This window comes from Catalinimonas alkaloidigena, assembly GCF_900100765.1.
Classification (GTDB): domain Bacteria; phylum Bacteroidota; class Bacteroidia; order Cytophagales; family Flexibacteraceae; genus Mooreia; species Mooreia alkaloidigena.
On record NZ_FNFO01000002.1, the window covers coordinates 728,049 to 740,678 of the forward strand.

General features: G+C 57.9%; 14 protein-coding genes. 8 read left to right on the top strand and 6 right to left on the bottom strand.

The features are described 5' to 3' along the window. Positions 1-15: 15 nt before the first annotated feature. Positions 16-846 (bottom strand): enoyl-ACP reductase FabI, encoded by an 831-nt coding sequence (locus BLR44_RS06535; protein WP_089680456.1) that lies wholly within the window; start codon positions 844-846, stop codon positions 16-18. Positions 847-1,051: 205 nt separating this feature from the next. Next, the gene (gene pdeM / locus BLR44_RS06540; RefSeq protein WP_089680458.1) at positions 1,052-1,711 is read right to left on the bottom strand and encodes a ligase-associated DNA damage response endonuclease PdeM; all 660 of its coding nucleotides are present in this window, start codon (positions 1,709-1,711) and stop codon (positions 1,052-1,054) included. 113 nt (positions 1,712-1,824) lie between these two features. On the opposite strand from pdeM, the gene BLR44_RS06545 reads away from it, so the two are divergent. Continuing rightward, positions 1,825-3,006, top strand: a complete 1,182-nt coding sequence (locus tag BLR44_RS06545) for an App1 family protein (protein ID WP_089680460.1) — start codon at positions 1,825-1,827, stop codon at positions 3,004-3,006. A 46-nt stretch (positions 3,007-3,052) separates the two neighbouring features. Here BLR44_RS06545 and BLR44_RS06550 read toward each other — a convergent pair whose 3' ends face one another. After that, positions 3,053-3,943, bottom strand: a complete 891-nt coding sequence (locus BLR44_RS06550; RefSeq protein WP_089680462.1) for a class I SAM-dependent methyltransferase — start codon at positions 3,941-3,943, stop codon at positions 3,053-3,055. A 79-nt stretch (positions 3,944-4,022) separates the two neighbouring features. Beyond that, complete coding sequence (locus BLR44_RS06555) at positions 4,023-4,940, bottom strand: hypothetical protein (RefSeq protein WP_089680464.1); 918 nt, start codon at positions 4,938-4,940, stop codon at positions 4,023-4,025. Between the two features lie 108 nt (positions 4,941-5,048). Between BLR44_RS06555 and BLR44_RS06560 the strand changes: the two genes are divergently transcribed. The 4 genes from BLR44_RS06560 (at position 5,049) to BLR44_RS06575 (ending at position 7,643) form a co-directional block, all read left to right on the top strand. Continuing rightward, positions 5,049-5,639, top strand: coding sequence for a class I SAM-dependent methyltransferase (locus tag BLR44_RS06560; protein WP_089680467.1), 591 nt, complete (start codon positions 5,049-5,051; stop codon positions 5,637-5,639). Positions 5,640-5,723: 84 nt separating this feature from the next. Continuing rightward, positions 5,724-5,990 carry a putative signal transducing protein gene (locus BLR44_RS06565; RefSeq protein ID WP_089680469.1) on the top strand — a complete coding sequence of 89 codons (267 nt, stop codon included), beginning with the start codon at positions 5,724-5,726 and terminating at the stop codon, positions 5,988-5,990. Between the two features lie 49 nt (positions 5,991-6,039). Further along, on the top strand, positions 6,040-7,032 hold the full coding sequence (locus BLR44_RS06570) for an aldose 1-epimerase (RefSeq protein WP_218127021.1): 993 nt from the start codon (positions 6,040-6,042) through the stop codon (positions 7,030-7,032). A gap of 14 nt (positions 7,033-7,046) precedes the next feature. Next, on the top strand, positions 7,047-7,643 hold the full coding sequence (locus BLR44_RS06575) for a DUF1684 domain-containing protein (protein WP_176955922.1): 597 nt from the start codon (positions 7,047-7,049) through the stop codon (positions 7,641-7,643). Positions 7,644-7,646: 3 nt separating this feature from the next. On the opposite strand, the gene BLR44_RS06580 is transcribed toward BLR44_RS06575, so the two are convergent. Beyond that, positions 7,647-8,267, bottom strand: coding sequence for a hypothetical protein (locus BLR44_RS06580; protein WP_143017159.1), 621 nt, complete (start codon positions 8,265-8,267; stop codon positions 7,647-7,649). A gap of 70 nt (positions 8,268-8,337) precedes the next feature. Between BLR44_RS06580 and BLR44_RS06585 the strand changes: the two genes are divergently transcribed. The 3 genes from BLR44_RS06585 to BLR44_RS06595 all read left to right on the top strand — a co-directional run bounded on the left by BLR44_RS06585 (position 8,338) and on the right by BLR44_RS06595 (position 11,756). Further along, the gene (locus tag BLR44_RS06585) at positions 8,338-9,621 is read left to right on the top strand and encodes a metal-dependent hydrolase family protein (protein ID WP_089680476.1); all 1,284 of its coding nucleotides are present in this window, start codon (positions 8,338-8,340) and stop codon (positions 9,619-9,621) included. A 100-nt stretch (positions 9,622-9,721) separates the two neighbouring features. After that, positions 9,722-10,444 carry a metal-dependent hydrolase gene (locus BLR44_RS06590; RefSeq protein WP_143017160.1) on the top strand — a complete coding sequence of 241 codons (723 nt, stop codon included), beginning with the start codon at positions 9,722-9,724 and terminating at the stop codon, positions 10,442-10,444. A 58-nt stretch (positions 10,445-10,502) separates the two neighbouring features. Beyond that, the gene (locus BLR44_RS06595) at positions 10,503-11,756 is read left to right on the top strand and encodes a lipoprotein N-acyltransferase Lnb domain-containing protein (protein ID WP_089680480.1); all 1,254 of its coding nucleotides are present in this window, start codon (positions 10,503-10,505) and stop codon (positions 11,754-11,756) included. A gap of 14 nt (positions 11,757-11,770) precedes the next feature. Here BLR44_RS06595 and BLR44_RS06600 read toward each other — a convergent pair whose 3' ends face one another. Then, positions 11,771-12,571 (bottom strand): NUDIX hydrolase, encoded by an 801-nt coding sequence (locus BLR44_RS06600; protein WP_089680482.1) that lies wholly within the window; start codon positions 12,569-12,571, stop codon positions 11,771-11,773. Between the last annotated feature and the right edge of the window lie 59 nt (positions 12,572-12,630).

The window sequence follows — 12,630 nt, forward strand, 5'->3', positions numbered from 1 at the left end:
GTTCAGAAGGCAACCTTATTGGCCTGCCTGTGCTTGTTTTTCCAGCATCTCGACAATCTCTTCGGTGATGCCCGAACTGGAGAATCCGCCGTCGTGGAACAGGTTTTGCATCGTCACCATGCGCGTATAGTCCGAGAACAGCGTCAGCACGTAATCGGCGCAGGCTTCGGCCGAAGCATTGCCCAGGGGCGACATTTTATCGGCGTAGTCGAAAAAGGCGTTGAACCCGCTGATGCCTGTTCCGGCCGTGGTTTTGGTCGGCGACTGCGATACCGTGTTAACTCGGACTTTTTTGGATTTCCCAAAGCGGTAGCCGTAGCTGCGGGCAATCGATTCAAGCATCGCTTTGGCCTGCGCCATGTCGGTATAGTCCGTAAACGAACGCTGCGCAGCGATGTAGCTGAGCGCCACGATGGAGCCGCCCTCGTTCATCGCGTCGCGTTTTTCGGCCACCTGCATCATCTTGTGAAACGACAGCGCCGAAATGTCGAGCGTCTTCAGAAACCAGTCGTAGTTCATGTCGCCGTACGCACGGCCTTTGCGAATGTTGGGGCTCATGCCGATGGAGTGAAGCAGAAAGTCGATTTTCCCGCCCAGCTTTTCTTCCGACTGTGCAAACAGCGCATCCAGGTCGTCGACCGAGGTGGCGTCGGCCGGAATCACTTCCGTATCGCACTGCTGTGCAAGTTGCTGCACCCCGCCCATCCGCAGGGCGATCGGCGCATTGGTGAGGATGAACGAAGCGCCTTCGGCTTTGGCTTTCAGGGCAACTTTCCAGGCGATGGAGTTTTCGTCGAGCGCCCCGAAGATGATGCCGCGCTTTCCTTCCAGTAGGTTATGAGACATAGCGAATAACAGATTTCAGATTACAAATGATACATGGGTTTCCGCAACCTCAACAGCGTGAGGACTTTGGGTTGCAATATTAGGCGAAATCAGGCACATGGGGGAATCGGAACGCCGGAGCCGGACGGGCCGGCCGAGTCACCGCGGGTTTTGCGAAAAACTAACGCTGGCCCAAGGTGTCCATTCGCCGATCTGTATTTTCTCCTCACGCCACCTGGATAACCCGCTGCTCGGCGATGACAAACACCTGATCGCCACTTTTAGGACGTACCAGGGCCGTGCCGGTAAAGCTCCCGAACGCCGGCAGCAAGCCCTGCACCGACCCGAAGTGGAAACAAGGGAGTTGGAGCGTTGCCCCCTGACCGCGCAGCCGCACGGCCGGGTGGATGTGCCCCGCCAGGCAGTAGACCCCGGCTGGGAGGTGCTCCGGCGGAATGTGGGTCAGCAAAAACGGGCCGACTCGCAAGGCCGTTTCGTGCACCACCAATCCAGAGTGCCGGTAAAGCCCTGTCGGCAGAATGTCGTGGTTGCCTTTTACCAACTCGATCGAAACCTGTGGGTAGCGCTCGCACCACGCTTCGAAGCGAAGCCAGTCGGCGTTGGCGTCGCTGTGAAACAAATCGCCCAGCAGCACCAGCCGGGTCACGGGCAGTCGTTGCATGAGTTGTTCCAGGCGTGCGTAATTCTCGTCGGCCGCCGCGGGCGGTACCGCCATGCCCGCCTTTCGGAAGTGCGCCACTTTGCCCAGATGTAGATCGGCCAGCAGCAACATGCCCTGCGCCGGCCAGAAGAGCGCCTTCTCGGGGAGGAGTTGCCAGCGTTCGCCACGCACGAGCGCTTCGGTCGGACGTTCCGTTTGCAGCATTCTTCAAAAGTACGAACCACACGTAACTCCGTCGGCATTTTCGGTATCCGTTGCCGCGCCGCTGCGTATGCAGTAGAAGAGTGCAGCTTATTCCAAACCCATTTTTTACACGTATGGCCTTTCTGAAAAAGCCCCTCAAACGCATTGCCCGACACGTTAAAAACCCGATTCGCAGAGCCAAGCTGGAACTGAAGCAGGGACTTGGCTGGCTCGATCAGCCGATCATCCTGCCGTACCGAAGCTTTGGCAACGGCCAGGAGTTTCGGATGCTGGGGCGGGTGATGGAAGACAGCGGCCTGAGCAAAACGGCCCGCCACAACAGCAAAGCGCAGAACATGCTGGCGATGGGCAAACGGTTTCTGAGCGACGACATTCCGGAGGTGAAGGTGCGGGCCCGCTTCGGCGACCAGGAACAGATTGTGATGACCGACACCAACGGGTACTTCGAAGTATGTTTCGACACCGATGGGCAGGCCGATCACGGCGCCTGGAACGACGTTCATTTCGAATTGCTGGAGTCGGTCGTGGAGGGACAGGCGTCGATCACGGCCACTGGCGAGGTGTTGCTGCCCCCGGCCGATACGCAATTCGGCGTGATTTCCGACGTGGACGATACCATCCTGATTTCGCACGCGACGCAGACGCTGAAAAAATTTAAGTTGATGCTGCTGAAAAATGCCCGTACGCGTGCGCCTTTTGAAGGTGTGGCGGCATTTTACCGGGCGTTGCAACAGGGTGGGGCGGGGTGCCCGCCGTGCGGGAATCCGATTTTTTACGTGTCGAGCAGCGAGTGGAACTTGTACGATCTGCTTACGGAATTTTGCCGCAACCGGGGCATTCCCAAAGGTCCATTTCTGTTGCGTGAGATGGAGGCCGAGTGGTACAAAGTGTGGAAGTCGGGTGGAGGAAGCCACAACCACAAGCACGACAAAATCAAGCGGATTCTGGAGACTTATCCTCACCTGCAGTTCATCCTGATCGGGGACAGCGGGCAGCACGATGCCGAGATTTACGCGAAAACGGTACACAACTATCCGGGGCGGATTCTGGCCGTGTACATCCGCGACGTGAGCAAAAATCGTCGCGAACGCGAAGTCGTCCGCCTGGCCGATCAATTACGTCCGATGGAGGTCGACATGCTGCTGGTGAAGGACTCCGTCGAAGCGGCCCGCCACGCGGCCGAGCAAGGGTTCATTCAACCTGAAGCAATTCAAGCGGTAGAAGAAGACCGCGTCGCCGACGAAAGAGCTCCTACCGAACTGGAAGAAGTCGTAGGCGAAACCGCTTCTGTGTAAGAGCGGGCATCGCACGGAATTGTTGAGGTAGTCAGAAACGTTGACGCTACTTCCAGAACCGATAGAAGGTCCCCAGCGGAAGTTTTTTTCCCGACTGATCGGGCAGGTACAATTCCCCAAACTCCGGGTGCTGGGCCTGCGGAAAGGTAGTCGTGATCAGGTTCTCGACGATGAGGGCAGAAAAGCCCAGCGAGTAAAGATTAATGACGAAGAAGTGTTCGTCCGGATCGAGTAGGTCCGCACACAGCTTCAGCATTTCGTTGAGGTGTTCTTCGATCAGCCACTTCTCGCCCGCTGGTCCCCGACCGTAGGCAGGCGGATCGAGGATAATGCCCTGGTACCGATTGCCGCGCCGTACTTCCCGTTTTACAAACTTCAGCGCATCTTCCACCACCCACCGGATGCCCTGCAATCCGCTGAGTTCCATGTTTTCGCGCGACCAGGTGATGACCTGTTTGACGGCATCGACGTGTGTAACGTCTGCTCCCGCCGCCTTGGCGGCCAGCGAAGCGCCGCCGGTGTAAGCAAACAGATTGAGCACTTTGGGAACGCGTTCTGCCTGACGCCGGACCATCGCCTGGGTGTGTTCGTAGATGTACTCCCAGTTGGCGGCCTGTTCCGGGAAAATGCCCACGTGCTTGAAGGCTGGGAGCGTCAGCCGAAAGCGAAAGCGCATTCCCAGTGCCTCGTAATCCAGCATCCACGGGTGCGTCATGCCCGGTTTGGCGTGCCATTCGCCGCGCTCCTGGCTGTTTTTGTCGCGCGTAAACGTGGCGTGGGCGCGCTGTTGCCACTCTTTTTCGGACAGGGCCCGGTCCCACACGGCCTGTGGTTCAGGACGGATCAGCACGTAGGGGCCAAACTGTTCGAGCTTTTCAAAGCCGCCGGAATCGAGCAAGCGGTAGTCGCGCCAGTGGGTAGGGGTAAGGAGTTGCACGCGTGTCGGAACGTAAAAGAATGAAAACGACCCGCCAGCCGGGAGCCGCGGGTCGTTACGAAATGATTTTGTGACGTAGTTACTTGATGGTGAACTGGCTCTCGCCAATCTTGGCACCTTCGGCGTAAAGCTCTACGGTATGGCGACCTTCTTTGAAGGGCGTGCCTTTCGAGTAGATGAACGTCAGCCGCGGGTTCTTGTTGTCGAACAGGAAGTTCTGCTTGGCCGTATAGAAAATCTCCTGGCCTTCGTACTCGAACGTACCGGAGCCGGTCGCTACGTCCTGTAGCGTGGAGCCTTCCGGTTCCAGGATGCGAATCATCACTTCTTTGTTTTCGATCTTCGCCACCGGGTTGTCGCCGATCGAGAAGTTGACTTTGATTTTGTCGACGCGCCGTCCCCGGAATGTGTTGTCGTTATCGTCCCGTTCTCGTCCGCGGTCGTCGATATACGACACGTGTAGGTTTTCTGCCTTCAGTACCGACGCCACCGCGACCTTTTCGGCCATCTGCTGGGTTTGTCGGGTCAGGTTTTTCAACGAATCGTTGCGGCTGACAATCGTCTGTTTCAGACTCGTATTTTCCTGAAAAAGGATTTCGTTTTGCGCTTTGAGCTCGGCAATTTCGTTGTCTTTCTGCGAGAGCAAAAGTTTGTAATCGGCCTGAATATCACGCAACTCGCTGGCGTTGACACGGGCACTGCGCTGGGCCGTCTGCAACTGAACGTCGAGGTCGCGCATGGCAGCCCGCAAACTGGCGGTGTCGCCGCCCAACTGCGCAATTTCGTTGTAACGCTCTTCCAGTTCGGACCGCAGGGAGTCCAGTTCCTGCGTGGCCATTCTGATTTCTGTGTCCTTTTCTTGCTCTACTTGAGCTCTTTCTTCCCGATTTTGGTAACTGAGATAAAACTGTACACCATTGAGAATCAGGAGAAGGGCGATGATCCCGATGATCAGGCCGCGGCGGCTTTTCCTGGCTTCTGGGTTAGTTTCTGCCATAATAGTTTTAAGTTTCTGCGTGTGCAGGTAATCGTGTAAGGTGTTTGGTCCTTGAAGTTATTTTACACTTGTACGTGCAAAGTTAGGCCAATTATACAACATTTAATCATGAGTAAAACGCCGTTTACTGCGGAATATTGGGAGAATCGCTACCAGACGGGGCAAACCGGCTGGGATGCCGGGGCCATCACCACCCCGCTGCGAGCCTATTTCGATCAGTTGGAAAACAAGGCGCTCCGCATCCTGATTCCCGGCGGCGGGAACAGCCACGAGGCGGGGTATTTGTTCGAACAGGGATTTACCGAGGTGTATGTCGTCGACCTGGCGCAGACGCCCCTGCGGAACTTTCAGGAGCGCTATCCGGCGTTTCCTGCCGATCATCTGATTCAGGACGACTTCTTTCACCTGACGGGGCCATACGACCGTATTGTCGAGCAGACGTTTTTCTGTGCGCTCGATCCGGCGTTGCGCCGCGCCTATGCCGAAAAGATGCACGCGCTGCTGGCACCGGGGGGGCATCTGGTGGGGGTGTTGTTCGACGATCCGTTGTTTCAGGACCACCCGCCGTTTGGAGGAAATCGCGAGGAGTACCTGACCTACTTTGCCGACCTGTTCGAGATCCGTACCCTGGACCGGGCCTACAACTCCATTCCGCCCCGCGCCGGTCGCGAGTTGTTTATCAACCTGATCAAGAGGTAACTGCGTACAAATATTTACGCCACCGGTTGTTCGTTCCTTACGACGAAATCGCTATCTTACTCTACATCACTTACCACTACGGCCATGAACGAGCAAGAAAGACTGATCAAAGTTTATACCGGCACGATGATCGACGTCGACGTACGTATGGAGCATCTGGAAGAAAACGGCATTCCCACCCTGGTTCGCGACGATTTTCAGTCGGGCCTGATGGCAGGCGTGGTGACGGGCGTGCCCTCGGCCATTGATCTGTTCGTGTTCGAACGCGATGCCGACCGTGCCCTGGTGCTGATTGCCGAGTTTGAAGAAAATCGCTGGGAGAACCATTCGGCGGTGCCTTCGGCCGAGTAAGTTGGAAACAGTACCGGGATCTCCGTAGTTTCGCGTTTCGCGAGAGGCCTTGGTTCGCCTCTTGGACGGAACGTTCGACGCTGTATTCCCGATGTTTCAACAAACCACCGAATCTTTTGGCCCGTGGACGCGCCTGCGCGTATTCGACGACGCCACCCCACTTTCCCTGACGATCTTGCCCGCGTACGGCGGCGCCCTTACCGAGCTGGTGCTGCAAAAAGACGGAACCGCTTTTTCGGTACTCGACGGAGTGTGCGATCCGTCCGAACTGGCAGAAGGGCAACCGGAACGCTACAAAAATTCGTGGCTCGTGCCGTTTGCCAATCGCGTCAAAGACGGGCAGTATCACTTCGGCGCGCACACGTACCAACTGCCGATCAACGAACCGGAGCGCCACCATGCCCTACACGGACTGGTGTACCGGAGGGCGTTCGAGGTGGTATCGGTGCAGACCCACGACGAGGAGGCGGTGGTTCGGTTGGAAGCGCGCCACCCTGGCGACCCCGACGGCTATCCGTTTGCGTTTCGGGTCGAGATCCTCTATCGGCTGCACGCCGCCGAGGGATTTTCGGCTACGCTGCGCGTCACGAACGAAAGTAACCACGCTGCCCCCCTGGTGGCCGGATGGCACCCGTACTTCCGTCTGTCCTCTTCTGTAGATGAGCTGCAACTCCAGTTGCCGGCCTGCAAGCGCGTACGCCTCAACGAGTGGCTGGTGCCGGGCGGACGTGTCGAGTCGTTTGCAACCTTTGCCGCCCCGACGGCGCTGGCCGAGCACGACCTGAACCACTGCCTCGCCCTGGAAGCCCACGAAGGAACCGTAGAAACGCGCCTCGTTGGCCGGGAGGCGACGCTGGTTGTGTGGCAGGAAGCAGGTCCGGGCAAATTCAACTACCTGCAGGTGTTTACCCACCCCACTCGAACGACGGTAGCCCTCGAACCCATGAGCGGCGCGGTCGATGCATTCAACAACGGCATGGGCCTGATTATGCTGGTGCCGGACGAACAATTTGAAGCCCAGGCGGGCGTAAAGCTGCGATGAGACTACTTTTTGCAATGTTCTGGCTGCTCCTGGGCGGCGCGGAGGCCTTGTGGGCGCAAAGCGATTTCGCCACCGAGCTGGCCGCGCACCGGCAGGAAAAGAACAAAGAGTTCAAACGCTCGTCGGAGTCACCTCTGGCGCGTGCCGACAAACGTGCATTTCAGGGTTTGTTCTACTTCCCCGGTGACTCTTCTTACCGCGTGGTGGCTCGCCTTGAGCGTACGCCCGACGCTCAGCCGTTTCAGATGCGCACCTCGACCGACCGGCTGCCGACCTACGTCGAATGGGGAAAGGCGCACTTTACCCTCCGCGATACCGCCCTGGTCCTGACGATTTATTTCAGTCCCGACATCGCCCAACGCCCCGGCTACGAGAAGTACCTGTTCCTGCCCTTTACTGACCAGACCAGCGGCGGCGAGACCTATGGCGGAGGCCGGTACCTCGATCTCAGCATGCCTGCAGACGAAAGCTCAGCTTTGGTGCTGGACTTCAATCGCGCGTATAATCCCTACTGCGCGTACAGCGACCGGTATTCGTGCCCCATTCCTCCGGCCGTGAACCGACTGCCGATCCGCATCGAAGCCGGCGAGAAGACGTTCCGGGAACACTGAGGTTTAATCGACGTACGGGTCCATGATGTCGAGTGGCGTGTGTCCCTCTTTCGTAGTGAATTGCTCTGGCGTCACCGAACCGGAAAATTCGTTGGAGTAGAGCACCGTGTGCTGATCGACCTGCACCTTCAGTCGAAGCGAAACCGGAATCGGGCCGTTGTAGGCCGGCATCACAAAGCTCCAGTACTGGTCGGGCTTCAGAAAAACGCGGTGGTAGCTGTTGCCGCACCAACTCGACGGCAGGTACTCGATGGGTTGCCATCGGTCCTGATAAAATGCTTCGGTGACGATCGAAAGCCGACTGTCGGACGCTTCGAAGGCCGTCAGGGTATCGGTGCGGTTGCCGAGGTAAACCCTGTGTCCGCGGTACTTTTTGTCAAAGCGCGCGGGCGTATCGGTCGCGACCCACACAAAGAGTCCCTGCTGGGCGGGAACCACAGTAGGAGGGAGCGGCCTCGGCAGGTTCCGGCTCGACGCAAACCCACCCAGCGCGCGGGTATCCTCAACGGCCGTACCGGCGAAGAAATAGCCGCGCAGTTGGTAAGCGACCTGCAGGTCGCCAACTTGGGCCTGGGCAACGGTGGCAATGCCCCAGAGCAAAACAGAAAGCAATGTAGTTTTCATGAATCCATGGTTTTAAGTCTATATTTGGTACGATGCAGACCGTGTCCTTATTCCATATCTTAATTGCACCATGTTGAAAAAGTCACTCATGCTCTTGCTGCTGCTCGGGGTTGCCTGGAGCGCGCAGGCCCAGAAAATCTACCTGCATTGCGGTCGCCTGATCGACGGCAAACAAAACAAGGCGCAGGAGAAAATGACGGTGGTGGTAGAAGGGAAGCAGATAGTCGCCGTGCAGAAAGGATTTGTGCAACCCGGCACGGGCGATTCGCTCGTCGACCTGCGTCAGAAGACCGTAATGCCTGGCTTTTTCGACCTGCACGTACACCTGGAAAGCGAGTCGAGCCCCAGCACGTACATCGACCGGTTTCGGCTGAACAAAGCCGATCTGGCGTTTCGGTCGGCGGTATACGCCAGGCGGACGCTGCTGGCCGGGTTTACCACCGTGCGCGACCTGGGCGGGTCGGGCGTCAACGTGGCCCTGCGCAACGCCATCAACAGCGGCTACGCTGAAGGACCGCGCGTCTACACCGCCGAAAAATCGATTGCCTCGACCGGAGGACACGCCGACCCGAGCAACGGCATGCGCGACGACCTGCGGGGCGATCCCGGTCCGGCCGAAGGCGTGATCAACGGACCGGAAGAGGCGCGTAAGGCCGTGCGGCAGCGGTATAAAAACGGAGCAGACGTGATTAAAATTACGGCGACCGGCGGTGTGCTGAGTGTGGCGAAAGACGGTTCCGGTCCGCAGTTTACCGAAGAAGAAATCCGGGCGATTGTGGAAACAGCAAAAGATTACGGGATGATCACGGCAGCCCATGCCCACGGTGCGGAAGGGATGAAACGAGCCATTCGGGCGGGCATTACGACCATCGAACACGGCACGCTGATGGACGACGAGACGATGGACCTGATGGTTGAGCACGGCACCTGGTACGTACCGACCATCACGGCGGGGAAAGAAGCTGCCGCCAACGCCGAAAAGCCGGGCTACTATCCCGAAGTGGTGGTGCCCAAAGCCCGCGCCATCGGCCCGAAAATCCAGGACAACTTCGCGAAGGCCTACAAACGGGGCGTCAAGATTGCCTTCGGCACCGACGCGGGTGTGTTCAAACACGGGGAAAATGCGCGTGAGTTCGGCTACATGGTCGACGCGGGCATGCCCCCGATGGAAGCCATCAAAGCCGCCACGAGTTCCGCCGCCGAAGTCTTGCAGGTGAGCAACCAACTCGGTTCGGTCGAGGCGGGGAAAATGGCCGATCTGGTGGCCGTCGACGAAAATCCGCTCACCAACATCAAAACCCTGGAGCACGTTACGTTCGTGATGAAGGACGGGATCATCTACAAGTCGGAGTAAGGCCGGTTTTGTGGGCAGAAACCTTACGCGACCGCCGGAAGGTGGCAATAAACCGTAGTACTACAGGGTTACTAATCAGAGCCTTTTGCTCATTGCACGCATGCGCGGGATTTCTCATTTGGCTATTGGCATTACTACCGGCGCGGCCATCGCGGCGCTGAGTCCCGCCGTGCCTTTTTCCGTCACCGGCCTCACCGTGGCGGCGGTTTCTTCGCTGGCGCCCGACCTTGACCATCCCGAAAGCCGCATCAGTCGCCGCATCAGTTTCAGCCACGTGTACCTGAAAGCCCTGATTTGTATCCTGGCCGTTGGGCTGGCCGTGTACAGTTACATCCATACCCACGGCGAGCAACAAACGCTGCTACTCGAAATTTCCCTGGTGGGGGTGCTGATTGGCGCTTTCATGCGCGAAACTACAGCCCGTCGGTTCATGCTGCTGTTCACGGCGCTGATGCTGATCGCCGGTGGCGTCTACCTGGGCGAACACTGGCTGTACCTGCTGGGCGGCTTTGTGGGCATCAGCCCTTTTACACCGCACCGGTCGTGGACGCATACCGTCTGGGCGGTGGGCTTCTGGCTGTACCTGGGCGACCAGACCGAAAAGGCGTTGCATGTGCCGGGATTGGCGTGGAGCGCCGTGGCGGGGTACGTGTCGCATCTGGTGGCCGACACCCTGACGAAGAACGGCGTGAAGTGGTTGTTTCCGCTGTGGGAAGGTAAATTCGGGTTCCCGCTGATTCGTACCGGCTCCAAAATGGGCAATTTCTGGGAGGCCATGATTTGCGTCGTATACGCTTTGTTGGTTTTTTCTTTGTATCGCTGATGGATCGGTGGCAACCCGCTCCGACTTTGCTACCTTTGCTTGCACCCGGTTCGTGTTTATGAATTTCTTCCAACGATGCCTGTTTTTCCTGGGAATGCTTTTTCTTGGCACTGCCTCGTTACATGCCCAGTCTCCGCCTCCGTTTCAGAAACTTTCGCCGCAGGCACAGGTGAGTTTGTTGACCTGCGGGCCGGGCGATGCGCTGTTTGAAGCGTTTGGGCACAGCGCAATTCGGGTGCAGGACCCCGCACTGGGAATCGATGCGGTGTACAATTACGGTTTGTTCGATTTCGACCAACCCAACTTTTACCTCAACTTTATCCGCGGCTACATGCTCTATAGCCTGGGTCGGACCGAGTTTGAGCGATTTCTCTACCAGTACGAGTACTTCAACCGGTCGGTCTACGAACAAAGCCTCACGCTTTCGGCGGCGCAGCGGCAGCGGGCCTACGAATTTCTGGAATACAACAACCTGCCCAAAAACCGGCAGTACTACTACGATTATTTTTTCGACAATTGTGCCACCCGCCCTCGCGATGTGTTTGAGCGGGTGCTGGGCGATTCTCTCAAGTTCGACTACAGCTACGCCAACCGGCTGCATTACACGATTCGGGATCTGATTCACCGCTACATTGAAGATGAGCCCAAGTTTGCGTGGGGAAATTTCGGCATCGACCTGGGGCTGGGGTCGCGCATCGACCGGGCTGCCAAGCCTCGCGAGTACATGTACCAGCCCGAGTTTCTGGCGGCGGCTTTTTCGGGTGCCACGGTGCGCCAGCCCGACGGCTCCACCCGCCTGCTGGTAGGGGGGACCCGTACGCTATTCGAAGCCACGCCGGAAGACGAGCCCGAGGCGTCGTGGATTACGCCCACGGTCGTGCTCTGGATCATGTTTGCGATTGCGGTTGGCCGAACGGCGTACGACATCACGCACCGGCGGCGCAAGAGCTACGCGGTCGACATCTTCATCTATTTCTGTGTGGGCTTCCTGGGCTGTCTGCTGTTGTTTCTGGCGTGGTTCACCAACCATACTGCAGCGGGCGCTAACTACAACCTGTTGTGGGCCTGGCCGACGCACGCCCTCATTCCGTTTCTGTTGTTCATCCGCCACCGGCCGCTGTGGGTTTCGAGCTACTTCCTGGCCTCGGCCATCGCCACCGGACTGACGTTGTTGTTGTGGGGCATCATCCCGCAGGACCTGAACGAAGCCCTGGTACCGTTCTTACTGGGTCTCACGCTGCGGAGCGCGTACATCTTTATCCGGGCGCGGAAACTCTGGGTGTACGAACGAAAAGAAGCCACTGTGCACTGAGAAATCACCGTGCATCAGCCTGCAAAAGACGTCATCGGGACGTATTGCCCAAAGCCCAACCCTTCCTGCAACGCCTTTTCGTACTGAAATCGGTCGAACCGGTACAGGTACGGCGACTTGTGTGCGCCGATGGTGCGCCGCTCGTCCAGGCGCTGTAAGTAACCAAGTCCCAGCATCCGTTTCTGAAAATTGCGTCGGTCCAGCGGGCGGTCCAGAATCGTTTCGTACAGGGCCTGCAACTCGGGCATCGTGAACGTCTCGGGCAGGAGCGTATACCCGATGGGCTGATAATGCAACTGCGCCCGCAGCGCATGCAACGCCTGCGTCACCATCTGGTTGTGATCGAACAGAAGGGGGGGCAACTCGTGCAGATCCCACCAGCGGCACGCTTCCGAGAAGAAATCGGGGGTGGGGTTCACCTTCGAAAACTCGACCAGCGCATAGTAGCCCACCGAAACGGTGCGGTCTGCCAGCCAGTTGTCGGGACCGATCGGCTCGCCAAACAGGTCGGCCACGTCGCCCAGCGGGGCGTTCTGCGTGCGGTCCGTCCGGCCGAAGGTATGGAACTGTTGCAGGAAAATCTCGCGGATGCCGGTCCGTTCTTCCAGCGTGCGCTGGGCCGCGTCGTCCATGTGCTCCGTCCGTTTGATGCGTCCGCCCGGCAGCGACCAGCCCCCCAGCTTTTTCCATTTCACCAACAGCACTTTCAATTGGTTGTCGTGAAAACCGAACACGACGCAGTCGAGGCTGACGTGGGGCAAAAAGTGCAGGTATCCTTCTCGGATAAAAGCCTGAAGATCGTTCTCTGGGTGCATAGGTCAAAAATAAAAATTTAATGTGTACTGGATACGCATTACGAAATAAATCCTATATT